This is a genomic window from Peteryoungia wuzhouensis (assembly GCF_003205195.1).
GTDB lineage: Bacteria > Pseudomonadota > Alphaproteobacteria > Rhizobiales > Rhizobiaceae > Allorhizobium > Allorhizobium wuzhouense.
On sequence record NZ_QJRY01000005.1, the window covers coordinates 335,445 to 352,142 of the forward strand.

The 16,698-nt window shown below is 63.6% G+C and carries 18 protein-coding genes; 9 read left to right on the top strand and 9 right to left on the bottom strand.

What is annotated here, in order from left to right; translation table 11 throughout:
- Positions 1–130 precede the first annotated feature (130 nt).
- A complete protein-coding gene (locus DMY87_RS15525; protein WP_245408933.1) occupies positions 131–727 on the top strand; it encodes a DUF922 domain-containing Zn-dependent protease in 597 nt (198 codons plus the stop codon).
- Positions 728–767: 40 nt separating this feature from the next.
- Here the strand turns inward: DMY87_RS15525 and pcaF are convergent, their stop codons facing one another.
- The 3 genes from pcaF to DMY87_RS15540 are packed head-to-tail and all read right to left on the bottom strand — an operon-like array spanning position 768 to position 3,389.
- Positions 768–1,973: a 3-oxoadipyl-CoA thiolase gene (gene pcaF / locus DMY87_RS15530; RefSeq protein ID WP_110792529.1), complete on the bottom strand. Its 1,206-nt coding sequence runs from the start codon at positions 1,971–1,973 to the stop codon at positions 768–770.
- A gap of 10 nt (positions 1,974–1,983) precedes the next feature.
- Positions 1,984–2,685 (bottom strand): 3-oxoacid CoA-transferase subunit B, encoded by a 702-nt coding sequence (locus DMY87_RS15535; protein WP_110792530.1) that lies wholly within the window; start codon positions 2,683–2,685, stop codon positions 1,984–1,986.
- Positions 2,682–3,389, bottom strand: a complete 708-nt coding sequence (locus DMY87_RS15540) for a 3-oxoacid CoA-transferase subunit A (RefSeq protein ID WP_110792531.1) — start codon at positions 3,387–3,389, stop codon at positions 2,682–2,684. Before DMY87_RS15540 ends, DMY87_RS15535 begins: the two co-directional genes overlap by 4 nt.
- 132 nt (positions 3,390–3,521) lie before the next feature.
- Between DMY87_RS15540 and DMY87_RS15545 the strand changes: the two genes are divergently transcribed.
- A complete protein-coding gene (locus DMY87_RS15545; protein ID WP_425353507.1) occupies positions 3,522–4,283 on the top strand; it encodes an IclR family transcriptional regulator in 762 nt (253 codons plus the stop codon).
- A gap of 4 nt (positions 4,284–4,287) precedes the next feature.
- Here DMY87_RS15545 and pcaQ read toward each other — a convergent pair whose 3' ends face one another.
- Positions 4,288–5,211 carry a pca operon transcription factor PcaQ gene (gene pcaQ / locus DMY87_RS15550; protein WP_110792532.1) on the bottom strand — a complete coding sequence of 308 codons (924 nt, stop codon included), beginning with the start codon at positions 5,209–5,211 and terminating at the stop codon, positions 4,288–4,290.
- Positions 5,212–5,305: 94 nt separating this feature from the next.
- Between pcaQ and pcaD the strand changes: the two genes are divergently transcribed.
- From pcaD to DMY87_RS15575, 5 genes are read left to right on the top strand one after another with little or no spacing between them, the layout of a single operon-like run.
- Positions 5,306–6,115: a 3-oxoadipate enol-lactonase gene (gene pcaD / locus DMY87_RS15555; protein WP_110792620.1), complete on the top strand. Its 810-nt coding sequence runs from the start codon at positions 5,306–5,308 to the stop codon at positions 6,113–6,115.
- A complete protein-coding gene (gene pcaC, locus DMY87_RS15560; RefSeq protein WP_110792533.1) occupies positions 6,108–6,527 on the top strand; it encodes a 4-carboxymuconolactone decarboxylase in 420 nt (139 codons plus the stop codon). The genes pcaD and pcaC overlap by 8 nt, the downstream gene beginning before the upstream one ends.
- Positions 6,520–7,269 carry a protocatechuate 3,4-dioxygenase subunit beta gene (pcaH, locus tag DMY87_RS15565; RefSeq protein ID WP_110792534.1) on the top strand — a complete coding sequence of 250 codons (750 nt, stop codon included), beginning with the start codon at positions 6,520–6,522 and terminating at the stop codon, positions 7,267–7,269. Before pcaC ends, pcaH begins: the two co-directional genes overlap by 8 nt.
- Entirely contained in the window at positions 7,269–7,883 is a 615-nt protein-coding gene (gene pcaG, locus DMY87_RS15570; protein WP_110792535.1) for a protocatechuate 3,4-dioxygenase subunit alpha, read from the top strand. The genes pcaH and pcaG overlap by 1 nt, the downstream gene beginning before the upstream one ends.
- 19 nt (positions 7,884–7,902) lie before the next feature.
- Positions 7,903–8,946, top strand: coding sequence for a 3-carboxy-cis,cis-muconate cycloisomerase (locus DMY87_RS15575; RefSeq protein WP_110792536.1), 1,044 nt, complete (start codon positions 7,903–7,905; stop codon positions 8,944–8,946).
- Positions 8,947–9,215: 269 nt separating this feature from the next.
- Here DMY87_RS15575 and DMY87_RS15585 read toward each other — a convergent pair whose 3' ends face one another.
- The 5 genes from DMY87_RS15585 to DMY87_RS15605 all read right to left on the bottom strand — a co-directional run bounded on the left by DMY87_RS15585 (position 9,216) and on the right by DMY87_RS15605 (position 12,490).
- Positions 9,216–9,413 (bottom strand): zf-HC2 domain-containing protein, encoded by a 198-nt coding sequence (locus tag DMY87_RS15585; protein WP_110792537.1) that lies wholly within the window; start codon positions 9,411–9,413, stop codon positions 9,216–9,218.
- Positions 9,410–10,036 carry a sigma-70 family RNA polymerase sigma factor gene (locus DMY87_RS15590; RefSeq protein ID WP_110792538.1) on the bottom strand — a complete coding sequence of 209 codons (627 nt, stop codon included), beginning with the start codon at positions 10,034–10,036 and terminating at the stop codon, positions 9,410–9,412. Before DMY87_RS15590 ends, DMY87_RS15585 begins: the two co-directional genes overlap by 4 nt.
- Before the next feature lie 89 nt (positions 10,037–10,125).
- Positions 10,126–10,557, bottom strand: a complete 432-nt coding sequence (locus DMY87_RS15595) for a DUF3429 domain-containing protein (protein WP_165826253.1) — start codon at positions 10,555–10,557, stop codon at positions 10,126–10,128.
- Positions 10,558–10,561: 4 nt separating this feature from the next.
- Positions 10,562–11,554, bottom strand: coding sequence for an NAD(P)/FAD-dependent oxidoreductase (locus DMY87_RS15600; protein ID WP_165826255.1), 993 nt, complete (start codon positions 11,552–11,554; stop codon positions 10,562–10,564).
- Between the two features lie 39 nt (positions 11,555–11,593).
- On the bottom strand, positions 11,594–12,490 hold the full coding sequence (locus DMY87_RS15605; RefSeq protein WP_110792541.1) for a LysR family transcriptional regulator: 897 nt from the start codon (positions 12,488–12,490) through the stop codon (positions 11,594–11,596).
- A 120-nt stretch (positions 12,491–12,610) separates the two neighbouring features.
- Here DMY87_RS15605 and DMY87_RS15610 point away from each other — a divergent pair, with 120 nt between their 5' ends.
- Both DMY87_RS15610 and DMY87_RS15615 read left to right on the top strand, forming a co-directional pair.
- On the top strand, positions 12,611–14,215 hold the full coding sequence (locus tag DMY87_RS15610; protein WP_245408934.1) for a proton-conducting transporter transmembrane domain-containing protein: 1,605 nt from the start codon (positions 12,611–12,613) through the stop codon (positions 14,213–14,215).
- A complete protein-coding gene (locus DMY87_RS15615; protein WP_425353508.1) occupies positions 14,202–16,631 on the top strand; it encodes a YbcC family protein in 2,430 nt (809 codons plus the stop codon). Before DMY87_RS15610 ends, DMY87_RS15615 begins: the two co-directional genes overlap by 14 nt.
- The last annotated feature ends 67 nt before the right edge of the window (positions 16,632–16,698 follow it).

Below are 16,698 nucleotides of genomic sequence, written 5' to 3' on the forward strand. Positions count from 1 at the left end.
AGACTCCGTTAAAATTGCGGAAAGCGTCGGCCATAAAATTGCACCGAGAAATTTGGCCGATGTCACAGCAGCGTTGCGATTGGCGGCGCACGCCGATATCAGAGGCCGAAACGACGGGAGATTTCGGACAGTGACATTGAACGCTCGCCAGCTGGTTGTCTTACTTGTCTCGACCTTGGCCGCCGTGCCCGCAGTGGCACAAGAGTGGACGGCGACGGAAAAGGTCGACCACTACAAGGTCAATGGCACTTCGCCGATGGAACTCTACCAGTCGATCGGCGAGCGTGGCCCGAAGCTCGGCGGCGGGCGTGTGATCGCCCATACCAGCTTCAAGCTGACCTGGCAGCGGGACTATCAACAGCAGGGGGCGGCCTGTGTGCTGGCTTCGGCCAAGCCGAAGCTTGTCATCACCTACACCTTGCCGAAGCCGACCCAGAAACTGCCGGCAGACGTGGCGGTGAAGTGGAGCAAATTCTACGATGGGATCGTGACGCACGAGAAACTGCACGGCCAGTTCATGCGGGACCTCACCCAGCAGATCCAGGATATCTCGGTCGGTCTGCGCGATGAGAACGATCCCGGCTGCAAGAAGGTGCGGGCGGCCTTGCAGGCCCAGCTGAAGCCGATCTCGGATGCGCATGTGGCGCGCCACAGCGAATACGATCAGGTCGAGATGTCACCGGGTGGTGCAGTGCATCAGCTGATCCTGGCTTTCCTCAATCCGTGACATGAAAAGGCGCCCGCATTGGGGCGCCTTCAATTCTCGATCAGACCCGTTCCAGGGCGATCGCGATGCCCTGGCCGACGCCAATGCACATGGTGGAGAGCGCGTAGCGGCCGCCTGTTTCCTTCAGTTCCAGCGCGGCTGTTCCGGCAATGCGCGCGCCTGACATGCCGAGTGGGTGGCCAAGCGCGATGGCGCCGCCGTTGCGGTTGACGCGCGGGTCGTCGTCGGCGATGCCGAGATCGCGGAGCGTGGCGATGCCTTGGGATGCAAAGGCCTCGTTCAGCTCGATCACGTCGAGCTGGTCTTGCGTCAGGCCGAGACGGGCGAGCAGCTTTTTCGAGGCCGGGGCCGGGCCGAAGCCCATGATGCGCGGCGGGACGCCCGCCGTCGCACCACCCAGGACGCGGGCGATTGGGTTGAGGCCGTATTTCTTCACGGCCGCTTCCGAAGCGATGATCAGGGCAGCGGCCCCGTCATTGACGCCGGACGCATTGCCAGCGGTGACGGTAGCCCCTTCCATCTTGTTGACCGGCTTCAGCTTGGCGAGCGCCTCGACCGATGTCGCGCGCGGATGTTCGTCGCGGTCGACGATCACGGGATCGCCCTTGCGCTGGGGTACGGTGACGGGCGTGATTTCCTTCGCCAACCGGCCATTGGCTTGCGCTTCCGCCGCCTTGGCTTGGCTGCGCACGGCAAAGGCATCCTGGTCCTCACGCGACACCTTGAAGTCGATCGCGACGTTGTCGCCGGTCTCCGGCATGGAATCGACGCCGTATTGCTTCTTCATCAGCGGATTGACGAAGCGCCAGCCGATGGTGGTGTCGTAGATCTCTGCATTGCGGGAGAAAGCGGTTTCCGCCTTCGGCATGACAAAGGGTGCGCGGCTCATGCTTTCGACGCCGCCTGCAATCATCAGCTCGGCCTCGCCCGATTTGATGGCGCGGGCAGCGGTGATCACGGCATCCATGCCGGAGCCGCAGAGGCGGTTGATCGTGGTGCCCGTCACCGAAACGGGCAGGCCCGCGAGCAGGGCGGACATGCGGGCGACGTTGCGGTTGTCTTCGCCGGCCTGGTTGGCGCAGCCGAAGATCACGTCCTCGACGGCTTCCCAGTCGATGCCGGAATGCCGCTCCATCAGCGCCTTCAGTGGCACGGCGCCAAGATCGTCGGCGCGGACGGAGGAGAGCGAACCGCCGAAACGGCCGATGGGTGTGCGGATGTAATCGCAGATAAAGGCTTCGGTCATTGGGTTTTCCTTACAGCGCTGGCACGACGAGGTCGGCAACCGGACCGTCCGTGTGGAGCCTGGCGCCGGTCATGGCCTGCAGCTCGTCCATGGTCATGGGGCCAAGCTTTTCGCGCACGACGAACTTGCCATCGACGATGTCGATCACGGCGTGGCTCGTATAGACGCGGGTGATGCAGCCGACGCCGGTCAGCGGGAACGAGCAGCGCTCGACCAGTTTCGGCTTGCCGTCCTTGGTGACATGTTCGGTGATGACGACGACCTGCTTGGCACCGTGCACCAGATCCATGGCGCCGCCGACGGCGGGAACGCCCTTGGAGCCGACACGCCAGTTGGCGAGGTCACCATTTTCGGCCACCTGATAGGCGCCGAGGATGGCCACATCGAGATGGCCGCCGCGGACCATGGCGAAGCTGTCGGCATGGTGGAAGAAGGCAGCGCCCGGCTTCAGCGTGATCGCCTTCTTGCCGGCATTGATGAGGTCCCAGTCTTCCTCGCCGGCAGCAGGCGCTTCACCGAAGTTAAGCACGCCGTTTTCGGTGTGGAAGATCGCCTCGCGTCCTTCAGGCTGGAACTTGGCGACCATTTCCGGAAAGCCGATGCCGAGGTTCACATAGGCCCCGTCGGCGATGTCCTGGGCCGCGCGCCAGGCGATCTGGGCGTTGGAAAGCTTGATGTCCTCGCGGGTGTCGATGGCTGGTGCGTCGGTCATGCGTATTCCACTCCGGCCCGGATGAGCTCTTCTTCCTGTTGCGGGTTGGCGACTTCGACGACGCCATCGACAAAGATGCCGGGGGTGATCACCTGCTCGGGATCGATTTCGCCGGGCTTCACGATCTTCGAGACCTGGGCGATGGTCTTGGCCGCGGCCATGCACATCAGCGGATTGAAGTTGCGGCCGGCCATGCGGTAGGTCAGGTTGCCCATCGTGTCGCCGAGATGCGCCTTGACGATGGCGAAATCGGCCTTCAGCCAGCGCTCCTGCACATATTGGCGGCCGTCGAATTCGGCAATCACCTTGCCGTTGGCAAGCTCGGTGCCGAAGCCGGTCGGCGTGTAGAAGGCGGGGATGCCCGAGCCGCCGGCGCGGATGCGCTCGGCAAGCGTGCCCTGCGGCACGAGTTCCAGCTCGATCTGACCGGCGAGATAACGGTCGGTGAATGCGCGCGGGTCGGAGGAGCGCGGGAAGGAGCAGATCATCTTCTTCACCATGCCGGCGTCGATCATCGCGGCAATGCCGATGCGACCGTTGCCGGCATTGTTGTTGATGACGGTCAGACCCTTCGGGCCCTTGTCGATGAGCGCGTGAATGAGTTCGATTGGCGCGCCGGAGCCGCCGAAGCCGCCGATCATGACGGTTGCGCCATCGCCGATACCGGCCACGGCATCCGCCAGGCTTGCAATTCTCTTGTCCATGGGAACTCCCGTTTCCGTCTGGCGGTCGCCCGCCTCCTCGGCAGACAAATAAGTCCGGACGGACATCGACAGCAAGGCAATTGTGCGATATTTTATTTTTGTTCGATAATCGCACAAAAATGGGGGTGTGGCATGGCGATTGGTGAGCGGGATCTGATGGGTGGTTTTGCCAAAGGCCTGAAGGTGCTCGAAGCTTTCGGTGTCGAGCGCCAGCGGCTCAGCATCACCGAAGCGTCCGAGGTCAGTGGGCTCGACCGGGCCACCACACGGCGCTGTCTGCTCACACTCGCGGACCTTGGATATGCGGATTACGACGGAAAGTTCTTCTCGCTCACGCCAAAGATCTTGCGCATCGGCCATGCCTGGCTGTCGGCGACACCGTTGCCGATGCTGCTTCAACCCCACCTCGATCAGGTGTCCGAACGTGTGGGTCACAGCGCCTCGGCCTCGATCCTCGACAATAGCGAGATCGTCTATATCGCCCGCGCCTCCCAGAAGCGGGTGATGTCCATCAACCTGATGCCCGGTTCGCGGCTGCCAGCCTATAGTGCGTCCATGGGGCGGGTGTTGCTCGCAGCGCTTTCGGATGCCGAGGTCGATGCCATCTTGTCGAGGTCGCAGTTGAAGGCGCATACGCCGCGTACGTTGACCGATCCCATGGCGATCAAGGCAGAAATCGCGCGGGTTCGCGAACAGGGTTATGCCGTGATCGACCAGGAACTGGAAATCGGCCTTTGTTCGATTGCGGTTCCTGTTCGCAATGATCGCGGGCGTGTTGTCGCAGCGATCAATGTCGGCGCGCCCGCTGCCGTGCTGCCCGCTTCGGAACTGCCTGGACATTGCCTTGCGGCCATGCGGGAGGTTCAGGCGAGGTTGAAACCTCTGCTTGCCTGATGTCTCATGCCTTCGCCGCCTCGATCGCCGCTTCCCGGATCGTGCGCATCAAAAGTGCAAGCGGCATGGAGGGAACGGCATCCGCCCTGACGGTGAGCCCGACAGGTCCCTTGGTCTCGCTTGTGTCGATCGGCAGCGTCGCCAGGATACCGTCTGCCAGATCCGTTGCCACGACCCCTGCGGAGATGATCCAGACTGCATCCGTTTGACGCACGAAGGCGCGGCCGAAACTATCCGATACGGTCTCGATCTGGGTGGGCAGGCCGGAAATGCCGTTGGCTATCAGAAACCGCTCGACGAAAGGGCGGATGATCGAGGCCCGGGTGGGCATCAGCACCGGGTAGCGCTCCAGTTCGCCGAAAAGGTCGGAGCCGGCCGACAACAGGGGATGACCGGCGCGCACACAGAAGATCACCTGTTCGGAATAGAGATGCTCGAAGGAAAAGCCGGTCATCTGTTCGGGCGCCGCCAGACGGCCGACGACGAGGTCGAGGTCGCCCACCCGCAGCTGTTCGAGCAGCACCGCATTTTCGCCGGTGACGATCTTGATGCGGGCGGGCACGTCTTCCTTCAGGAAGAGTGTCATTGCCTGCGGCATGATCCGGGTCGAGACCGTCGGCAGGGCGCCGATGCGGATCGGCGGCGCGTCGGCATGCAGCGCATGGGAAACGGAATCGAATCCCTGGCGCAGCGCCGTCAGGGCAGCACCGGCATGTTTGAGAAACGCTTCGCCATAGCGGGTGATCTTGATGCCGCGCCCGTCCCGTTCGAACACCGCGACTCCCAGCACCTCCTCGAGTTCCCGGATCGTCTTCGTCACCGCCGGCTGGCTGACATGCAGCAATTCCGCCGCCTTCATCACGCTTTTCTGGCGCGAGACCTCGACGAAGGTCTGCAGATGGCGAAACTTGACGCGATTGTCGATCATGAAATCATAACCCTGCGGTTAGATGTTTCGTGGAAAACATCATTTTACCTAACCAAATCGCATGAGCAATATGGAGCCAACGGAGGAGGAACCCGTGCAGTTCGTTCAGGTCAACGGCGTCAGCCTGCATCACCAGATCATCGGTGGGCCGGGCAACAAGCCGGTCATCGTCTTCATCAATTCGCTCGGCACCGATTTCCGCATCTGGCGCGACGTGATCGTCCGGCTCGCCGGCAGCTATCCGCTGCTGACCTATGACAAGCGTGGTCACGGGCTCTCTGATGTCGGGCAGGCGCCCTATTCGATCGAGGACCATGTCGACGATCTGATCGGCGTGCTCGAGCATCTCAAGGTTCGTGATGCCGTGATCTGCGGACTGTCCGTCGGCGGGCTGATCGCCCAAGGTCTCTATGCCCGACGTCCGGATCTGGTGAAGGCGCTGATCCTCTGTGACACCGCCCACAAGATCGGAACGGCTGACATGTGGGCCGCCCGGATTTCGGCGATCGAACAAACGGGACTCTCGGGCATCGTCGATGGTGTCATGGAGCGCTGGTTTACCCCGTCCTTTCGCGAAAACGATCCCGCGTTCCCGGGCTATCGCAACATGATGCTGCGCCAGCCGGTCGAGGGCTATACCGGCACCTGTGCCGCGATCCGCGATGCCGATTTCACCGAGGCTACCAAGCGCATCGCTGTCCCGACGCTTTGCGTCGTTGGTGACCAGGACGGGGCAACGCCGCCCGAACTCGTGCTGTCGCTCGCCAAGCTCGTGCCCGGCGCGCGCTACGAGGTCATCCAGGGCGCCGGCCACATTCCCTGCGTCGAGCAGCCTGAAATTCTCACCACCCTCATCGAGGCCTTCCTCGCGCCCATCATTTCAGGAGAGCCAGCCCATGGCTGACGCCCGCAGTCCATCAGACCGTTATCGACAGGGCATGGCGACCCGCCGCCGGGTGCTGGGCGACGCCCATGTCGATCGCGCCTCGTCGTCCGCGACGCCGTTCGATCAGCCCTTCCAGGAGATGATCACCGAAGGCGCCTGGGGCACCGTGTGGTCGCGTCCCGGCATCAGTTCGCGCGAACGGTCAATGATCACCATCGCGCTGCTGGCCGCGCTCGGGCATGACGAAGAAGTTGCCATGCATGTGCGCGCCACTGCCAATACCGGTGCGAGCCGCGAAGATATCACCGAAGCGCTGATGCATGTCGCCATCTATGCCGGTGTTCCCGCAGCCAACAGGGCTTTCAAGATCGCCAAGCACGTGTTTGATAAGATGGATGCCGGCGAGATCGGGGGAGGGGATCATGACTGATTTGTCCAACAAGAAGCCGGAGACGGGCGCCTTCTTCCCGCGCGACCGGAATTTGCATCCGCCGGCCTTCACCCCGACCTACAAGACCTCGGTCCTGCGCTCGCCGCAAAAGGCACTGCTGTCTCTGGACGGCACCAAGTCCGAGATCACAGGCCCGGTCTTCGGTCATTCGATCCTCGGCGAACTCGACAACGACCTGATCCATAATTTTGCCAAGCCCGGTGAGAGCGCCATCGGTGAGCGGATCATCGTGCATGGCCGCGTGCTCGACGAGCGCGGACGCCCGGTCCCCGGCGCTCTCGTCGAGTTCTGGCAGGCCAATGCCGGCGGTCGCTATCGCCACAAGAAGGAAAGCTATCTGGCGGCCCTCGATCCGAATTTCGGCGGCTGCGGGCGCACGATCACCGACGAGAACGGCTATTATGCCTTCCGCACCATCAAGCCAGGACCTTACCCCTGGCCGAACGGCGTCAACGACTGGCGGCCGGCGCATATCCATTTCTCGATCTTCGGTCATGGTTTCTCGCAGCGCCTGATCACCCAGATGTATTTCGAGGGCGATCCGATGATCTGGAAATGTCCGATCGTGCTGACCATCCCGGATCGCAAGGCGATCGAACAGCTTGTCGCCGTCCTCGACTGGTCCGCGACCATTCCGATGGATGCCCGCGCCTACAAGTTCGACATCGTGCTCCGCGGTCGTCGTTCGACGCTGTTTGAAAACCGGATGGAGGGGAATTGATGGTCCAGGATCTCGGTTACCTCAAGGAAAGCGCCTCCCAGACGGCAGGCCCCTATGTCCATATCGGCCTCACGCCGAACTTCGCCGACATCAAGGGTGTCTATCCCGTCGATCTCGGCACCAGCATGGTCAACGACAAGACGCGCGGCGAGCGGATCACGCTCACCGGTCGCGTCATCGACGGCTCCGGCACGCCGCTCAAGGATGCTCTGATCGAAATCTGGCAGGCGGATGCCGACGGGCTGTACAACAGTCCTTCGGAGACGCGCGGCAGAGCCGATCCGAATTTCACCGGCTGGGGACGCTGCCCCTGCGATCTCGTCAGCGGCGAGTATCGGTTCGAAACGATCAAGCCGGGCCGGGTGCCCTTCCGGGACGGACGCCTGATGGCGCCGCATATCTCGTTCTGGATCGTCGCGCGCGGCATCAATCTCGGCCTCAACACGCGCCTCTATTTCGGTGACGAAGAGGCGGCGAATGCCGAAGATCCGATCCTGGCGCGCATCGAGCACCGGGTGCGTGTGCCCACCCTGATTGCGCAGCGGGACAGTTCGACCTATCACTTCGACATTCACCTGCAGGGGGAGAAGGAGACGGTCTTCTTCGACCTCTGAGAAGGACGCCATAAACAGCATGACCGCATCCGTCTTCGATCATCCCCTCCTCTCCGGTCTTCTCGGCGATACAGAGGTGGCAGCGCAATTCTCCGCTGCCGCCGAACTCCAGGCGATGCTTTCCTTCGAGGCGGCGCTGGCCAAGGCCGAGGCGGAGGAGGGACTGATCCCGGTCCCTGCGGCAGAGGCGATTGCCGGTCTTGCAGAAGACTTCGTTGCCGATCTTGATGCGCTGAACCAGGCAACCGCGCGCGATGGCGTGGTGATCCCGGATCTGGTGCGCCAATGGCGTGCGGCCCTTGGCGAGCATGCATCGCACCTGCATTTCGGGGCGACCAGTCAGGACGCCATCGACAGCGGTCTGATGCTGCGACTGAGCGAGGTGCTCCGGATTGTATCGCAACGGCTTGCTGCCATCATCGCCGCGCTCGACGGCTTGGAAACCCGCTTCGGCCCCCAGCCTCTGATGGGCAAGACGCGCATGCAGGCGGCGATCGAGATCACGGTTGCCGCCCGCCTCAAGTCTTGGCGCCTGCCGCTGGTGGAACTGCGTGATGCGGTGGCGGCGCTCTCCGGTGCGGGGCTACCGGTTCAGTTCGGTGGTGCGGCCGGCACGCTGGAAAAGCTCGGAACATCGGCCGTTCCGGTCCGGGCGCGGCTCGCCGCAGAACTTCGCCTTTCCGACAGGTCGCAGTGGCACAGCCAGCGCAGTATCATCACCGAACTCGGCGGTCTTTTTGCCCGCATCACGGGCAGTCTCGGCAAGACGGGGCAGGATCTGGCGCTGATGGCCGATGCCGGAACGGCGCTCCTCGGCGGCGGCGGTGCATCCTCGGCCATGCCGCACAAGCGCAATCCGGTCAAGGCCGAGGTCCTGGTGACGCTCGCCCGTTTCAACGCCGTCCAGATATCCGGTTTGCACCAGGCGATGGTGCATGAGCAGGAACGGTCGGGGGCGGCCTGGACACTCGAATGGATGCTGCTGCCGCAGATGGCCGTCGCAGCGGGGGCATCGACGCGGATCGCGGCAGAGCTGCTCGGCTCCGTCGAAAACCTGGGTTAGAGCCGTTCATTTTTAAATGGAAGCAGTTCTGCCGGAGCAGGTTTTTGTCGGGGCAGTGGCGATCGGCGACGTGCATACCCGGATGTATGTGCGAGCCGATCGCCGCTGATCCCGGCGGAAAGATGCCCGGCCCTTCGGGTTGGCTGAAACGGGCCGCCTGATCGACCGGCCGGCTTGGCCGTAGGCAGTAGCTACGACACGCGCCGGCCGGTCGACCACCCGACTCCGTTTGAGCCAACAGAACTGATTCCATTTAGAAATGAACGGCTCTAGTCCTCGCCGCGTCCGGATCCATCCGTCTCGACATAACGCCGGCTGATCCTGCGAATGGTCTGCACCTGACGCACGAACTGGCTGCACTTGTCACAGCCGAACAAATGCAGGCGCAGGCCCAGGCCTTCGCGCACCGTGAGGCCGCGATCCAGTCGGTCGGATGCCAATCTCGTCGCCTCGTCGCATTTGATCATGCCATCGTCTCCTTCGGTGCGAACCAGTGTCCCTCGAGGCAGTTGCGCAGCCGCAGGCGCGCCCGGTGCATCAGCACATGAAGATTGGTCACGGTGATTTCGAGTTCGGCGCAGATTTCGTGTGTCTCCAGCTCGACGAATTCCCGCATCATGAAGACGCGGCCCTGATCCGGCGGCAGATGATCAAGGCAGGTCTCGAAGATCCGCCAGAAATCCTTGCCGAGCAGGTCGACTTCCGGATTGCCCCAATGGCTCGGCTGATGCTCGACCGACCAGTGGCCGCGTGCATCGAAATAACCTGGCTCATCATCGTCGCCGGTGCCGAGCGGAATGGAAATCAGGTTTGCCGTCCGCTTCTTGTGGCGCAGCTGGTCGGCGATCTTGTTGCGCAGGATGGCGAAGACCCAGGTGCGAAAGGCGGAGCGGCCGGCAAAGGCGCCGGCGTTGCGGAGCGCGCCTGCCAAGGCTTCCTGGACCGCGTCTTCGGCCATCTGAGGATCGGAAAGCTGCAGCATGGCGAATTTCAGCATGCGTTCGCGCAGTTCTCCCACATAGACACCATCCGACAGAAAGGCGGACGCCCGATCATCGGCCCCCGCAATCTCTTCACGCCGTTTCTGCATGCCTTGCCCTCACGCCTCTGCCGGCAAAAAGGCCAGCAGAGGTATAGTCGCAGAAGCGGAGGGCTTCTTACAGGCGGGGCTCAGAAAATTTACGCGCCCATGATCGCGAGGCCATAGGCGAGCAAGACGAGGGCCGTCACATTGCGCCTGAGGGCGAAATACCAGGCCGGCTGGTCGCCTTTGCGGAACATCCGATGGTCGGCCAAAAGCAACAGCAGAAAAGTGCCGGCCTGAAGCAGAAGGGCAGGCACGGGCAAGGCGTGATGCAACAACAGAGCTGCAATCGCAATCAGCGCCGCCGCATTGCTGAAGAGCAGAAGGCCGCTCGACTTCGCCGGACTGATCTGCGCCTGGCTCCAGATCGTGCCAGCCATGAAGCAGGCGATACCGGTCCCGTAGGCGATGAAAGCGCTTTGCGCCATGGCAGCATCAATCCCGGCAAAAGGGGCGATGGCGATGGCCCAGAAGGGGAGGGCGCCGAGGTAAGCGAGGAGGCTGGAGAGGGGCTTTTCTCGATACATGGGATTATCCATCTGCAAGGCGTTCGCTCACCACACCAGCCAATGCCGCTGCACTTTCGAAGGCGGCTTCGACCCGGTTGCCGATGCACCAGTCGCCACAGGCGCCAAGGCCGAGATCGGGATCGAAAAGGAAAGGCTCACTCGCCGGTTGGTCGACAGCCGCATAGCGCCAGCGATGGAGGTCGATCCAGCGGGCGGAGCGGAAATTGCGGCCGGTGCATCGGGCCAATGCGGCCAACAGCTGCTCCTGCACTTGGGTCCGGTCGGTCTCCAGATGGGCTTCGGCCCAGTCGTTGCGGCTGTGAACGACAAGAGCGGGTTTTCCGGCGCGCCCCGGCTTGCTGCTGTCGATGGCAATGAAGCTCAGGATCTCGTCCTCGAGGCGGGCAGCGTCGAACCCCAGGTCTGGCGGCTCATCAAGGCCGATCATCAGGGTGAAGCAGCCGCTCATGCGGGCGCGGGCAAGAGCCTCGTGACCGGTGAATGCAGCCGGCATCAGTGTGGCGGTCTGTGGAGCCGGCGCAGTGGAGATGACGATGTCGAAGAGGCCCAGATCGCTCTGGTCCGCATCGCGCAGGCGCCAGCGCCTGTCTTCCCTGCCGAGTGCGGCAACCGTCGTTTCCTTGCGGATGTCCAGGTTTTTGGCCAGATGGTTGGCAAGGCCGGTCATGCCGGGTGTGCCGACGTAACGGGTTTCGCCGACGCGCGGGTGGGGCGTGCATTCGCCGGATCTGCTCAGCGTCGGCACGGCTTCAGGCCAGGTTGAAACGCTGCCAGCTGCCAATGCCTCCGCCACCACCGCCTTGAAGCGTTCGGATCGGGCGGTGAAATACTGGGCGCCGTGGTCGAAGGCATAATCACCGCGCCGACGGTTGGCCAAGCGCCCGCCGAGGCCTCGGCTCTTTTCAAAGAGCGTGACGTCGGCGAGGGGCGCCAGTCTGCGCGCGAGCGTCAAGCCCGCAAGTCCCGCTCCGATGATCGCGATGGATGTTGGCACTCTGTCCCCTCTGCATGTTGACGCCATGCAATACGCGGCTCAGGCGCGATCGGATCGGGTGTCCTGGCTTGCTTCGAGCAGGGGGCGGATCAGGGGATTGGGGAAGCGGCGCCTGGTGATCACGGCATAGAAATTCTCGATCATGCCGGGCAGGGCGTCGAATTCGATGAGACTGCCGGCCTCCAATTCGCCCTTGACGACGATCGGCGGCAGCACGGCCAGCCCCGCACCTTCGCGCGCCAGAAGGCGCATCATCGCCATGTCGTCCACTTCGGCTGCGACCTGCGGCACGATGCCGAGCCGTTCGACCAGGGCCTCGAATTGCGAACGCACGCCGCTTTCCAGCGTCGGCAGGATGACGGGGTGGCGGGTCAGCAACCCGGCCAGATCCGTGCCGGCCTCGCCATAATCAGGCTTGCCGATGAGGCTCACCCGTTGCTGGTAGACATGCTGGGCGACGAAGGGTGTCACACTGTCGGCCATCGGTGCCTGGTTGAGCAGGACGACATCCAGATTGAGGCTTTCCAGCGCGCCCAAAAGTTCGCTGGTGCTGCCGGAGCGCAGGATCATGTCGACATCGGAGCGGCCAAGGATTGGCCGCAGAAACTCCATCTGGAAGTTGCGCGACAGGGTGGCGAGCGCGCCGATGCGGATGGCCCGGCGGGTGCGGCCGGTTTCCTTCAGCGTTTCTACCAGTTCTTCGCCAGCGGAGAAGATCGTGTCGGCATGGTCGAGCGCGATGCGGCCGGCTTCGGTCAGATAAAGTTGACGGCCACGGCGCTCGAACAAGGCGTGGCCCAGCCGCTCTTCCAGGTTCTTGATCTGGATCGACAAAGCCGATTGCGACAGGTTCAGCCGCTCGGCGGTGCGGGTCAGGTTGCCGTCATGGGCAACGGCGCGGAAGTAGCGCAGGTGGTGATAGTTCAGCTCCAACATGGTTCTATTTTATAGAACGAATTTCTCGAAACAATGAATTTTTATTGGGCATCACTGGCTGGTAACTGGTCCGTGAAGTTTCCAGCCGGCCGATCAGGGCCGCCAGACCGGAGATGTCTCGTGATCTACGCTTTGCCGCTCATCGCTCCATTGTTGCTGCTCATCGCTTCGGCTATCAGCTTTCTCAGTCCGGGTCTGCGTCCGCGCTTCGCGCTGAAGGTGGCACAGGCGGCGGCCCTCGGCAGCATCGCGGTTGCGGTGGGCTCGGGTGTCGTTCTCTGGCAGTTCGGCGCCGGCAGCAGCCCCGCGATTGGCCTGGCGCCCTTCTCCTTCGCCTCACGGCTGGATCTCGTCAGCCTCATTATGCTGGGGCTGGTCTCCTTTATCGGCTGGGTGGTGCTGCGCTATGCCGGCACTTTTCTGGATGGCGAGCCTCGGCAAGGAGCCTTCACCGGCTGGATGACGGCGACGCTGGCGGCCGTTCTCCTGCTTGTCCAGTCCGGCACTCTTGCTCAGCTCGTCACCGGCTGGATCGCGACAAGCCTGCTGCTGCATCAATTGCTGCTCTTCTATCCCGAGCGGATCGCGGCGCAACGGGCGGCGCGCAAGAAGTTCATCGTTTCGCGCACCGGTGATCTCGCGCTGATCGGGGCTGCCGCGCTGCTCTGGCTTGTCTTTGGCACCGGTGACATAACCTCAATCCTGGCGGAAGCCCGCGAAGGTGCTGTCCAACCCCTGACGATTGCGGCTGCCGCCCTGCTGGCGCTGGCCGCGCTGCTCAAGTCGGCGCAGTTCCCCACCCATGGCTGGCTCACCGAAGTGATGGAGACACCGACGCCGGTGTCAGCCTTGTTGCATGCCGGCGTGGTCAATGCCGGCGGCTTTCTGCTGATCCGTTTTGCCGATGTCATGCTGCAGGCGCCGGGCGTGCTGGCGGTGCTGGTGATGATCGGCGGGTTCACGGCGCTGTTCGGCAGCCTCGTCATGCTGACGCAATCGGCGGTGAAGACCTCGCTCGCCTGGTCGACGGTGGCGCAGATGGGGTTCATGATCCTGCAATGCGGGCTGGCGCTCTTCCCGATCGCGCTGCTGCATATCGTTGCCCATTCGCTCTACAAGGCGCATGCCTTCCTTGCCTCCGGCTCGGCCATCGAAACGGTCGCTGCGGCCCGTCGGCCGGGTCCGGTCACCATTCCGAATGCCCGAGCGGTCGGCCGTGCCTTCCTGCTGGCGCTTGCCATCTATGCGGTGATCGGCGTGCTGTTCGGCTTTGTCGACAAGCCGCTCCAGGCCTTGGCGCTGGGCGCGATCCTGATCTTCGGCACGGCCTATCTGATCGCGCAAGGGCTCGCCGATGCGGCGCCGTGGGCGCTGACCTGGCGCACATCGCTCTATTCCGTCTCTGCCGCCACTGCCTATTTCGCCCTGCAGCGCGGCGCCGACAAGCTCTTGATCGGCACGCTGCCGGCAGCGCCCCAGCCGGGGCCGCTCGAATGGACGCTGATGGTGCTTGCCGTCGTCACCTTCGGCGCCGTTGCCGTCGCCCAGGCGCTCTTCCCACTCTGGGCCTATCATCCCGCAGCGGCTGGCCTCCGGGTGCATCTCGCGAACGGTCTTTATGTAAATGCGCTGTTCGACCGATTGCTTGGCGGCTGGAGACTGAAGCGACCGCGCACGGCAATCCGCCCTTTCTCCACCCCGTCCACCGCCCATGTCCAGGAGTGAACCGATGACCGATCTCACCACCGTCGATACCCTGCATCGCGAAACGCTTGCCTTGGCGGCGGATCAGGCCGTTCGCGCAATTGCGCCAGCATGGCCGCTCACCGCGACCGTCGCCGTCAATCCCTTCCTTGGCCAGGTCGGCGAGCGCCTCGAAACGACCGCGACCCGACTGGCCCGGATCGGGGGCGTCCGGTTGGCCCTGTCCCGTCCGTATTATCGGCAGAAGATCACAGCCGGGGAGATCACGGACGAGGATCTTTCGTCGGCGCTCGCAGCCAGCGTGTCTGGCCTCGATCTGGATGCGCTCAAGGCGGCTGTCGCCGAGGATGTGGCACCGCCACGGGCCTTGCCGACTGTGGCTGACCTTGCTGCACGGCATTCCGGTCAGGACTGGCCAGCCCTGATTGCCGACCGGATCGGCAGTTTTGCCGCCGGTTTCTTCGATGAGGGGCAGGCGCTCTGGGCGGCATCAACCCGCAATGGGCTTTATGCCGCCTGGCGGGCCTTTGCGACCCATGACCTGACGCCGGAAATTCTCGGCCTCACCGGCTTCGGTGCCCATGTCGCGGAAACGCCGGAAACGGCGCAAGGGGCGATCGAGCGCGCGGCCGTGCGGCTTGGCCTCGGGCGCGATCCCGGCACCTATTTCCACCAATTGCTGCTTGGCCTCGGCGGCTGGGCCCAGCATGCGCGCCATCTGCAATGGAAGGCCGAACTGGAGGGGCGGACCGATACGACCGCGCTCGAACTGCTCGCTGTCCGCCTGGTCTTCGAGGAGGCGATTTATCTGCGTCATCAGCCTCTCATCGACGACCGCTGGCGCAGCATTCGGAGGGCGCATGGCGAGCCTCTGGTCGCAGATCGGGAAACATTGACCGACACGGTCCTGCAACTTGCAGCCGAGCGGGCCGGCCAGCGGCGGCTCGGCCGGATGCTGTCGCGCCCGTCCCCTTTCCAGGCTTTGCCGGAAACACGGCCCTTCCTGCAGGCCGCCTTCTGCATCGACGTGCGTTCCGAGGTCTTTCGCCGGGCGCTCGAAAGCGTCGATCCCGGAATCCGCACCCTCGGTTTTGCCGGGTTCTTCGGTCTTGGCGCCAGCCATCGCGGCTTTGCCTCCGACGTTTCAGAGCACCGACTGCCCGTGCTTCTCACGCCGTCGGTCTTCAGTTGCGCGGCGGTTGAGGATGACGACTCCGACAGGCAGGCCCGTTTCAGCGCCCGCGCGATCCGCGCCTGGGGACGGTTCAAGCTTGCGGCGGTCTCTTCCTTCGCCTTCGTCGAGGCGATGGGGCCGGTTTACGCCGGAAAGCTGCTGCGTGACGGCCTGGGTTTCGGCATGGGGCGCGGAGCGGAAAGGGCCAAGCCACACTTCTCTCCCGGGCTCGATCTTTCAACGCGCGCGACCATTGCCGAAACCGTGCTGCGCGCCATGTCGCTGACCGATACCTTCGGCCGCTTCGTCCTGCTCTGCGGCCATGGTGCCAATGTCGTCAACAATCCCTATGCCAGCGCTTTGCATTGCGGCGCCTGCGGCGGCCATGCGGGCGATGTGAATGCGCGGCTGCTGGCTTCGCTGTTGAACGACGGTGCCGTGCGGGAACGACTGGCACAGAGGGGCATCGCCGTGCCTGCCGACACCGTGTTCCTCGCCGGCCTCCATGATACCACGACCGATGCCGTGACCCTCTTCGTCGATGACCTGCAGGCGGCGGCGGATGCGGACGGCGTGAACACGATCCGGCAGTGGCTACAGCAGTCCGGTGCCCTTGCACGGGCCGAGCGTGCAAGCCGGATGGAGGGCGCGTCCGCGCAATCGATCGCCGGGCGCAGCCGTGACTGGTCGCAGGTTCGGCCTGAACTTGGCCTTGCGGGCTGCAGCGCCTTCATCGCCGCGCCACGGAGCCGGACGCAGGGGCGGGCGCTCGAAGGCCGGGCTTTCCTGCACGACTATCTCTGGCAGAAGGATGATGGGTTCAAGATCCTGGAGCTGATCCTGACTGCGCCGGTGGTCGTGGCAAGCTGGATCAGTTTGCAGTATTTCGGGTCGACCGTTGCCCCCTCCCTGTTCGGCGCCGGCAACAAGCTGCTGCACAATGTCGTTGCGGGCATCGGTGTCGTCGAGGGCAATGGCGGCACTCTCAGAGCCGGTCTGCCCTTTCAATCCGTGCATGACGGTTCGGCCTACCTGCATGAGCCCGTCCGGCTGACGGTCGCGATCGAAGCTCCGAAAGAGGCGATCACGGCCATCCTCCTGCGGCACGAGACCGTGCGCGCGCTGTTCGACAACGGCTGGCTGCATCTGTTTGCGCTGGACGAAGAGGGGCGCTTGGCCTGGCGTTACGAGGGGCAGGGGCGCTGGGTGGCGTCGGAGGATGGAACGGACCGTTCCACGGAGAGCCTGAGCCAGGCGTCCTGAAAACATAAGCACTTGAAAAAAATTTATAAAATTTATGGGCGCGGCGGCTGAAACGGCCGCCGGCCGT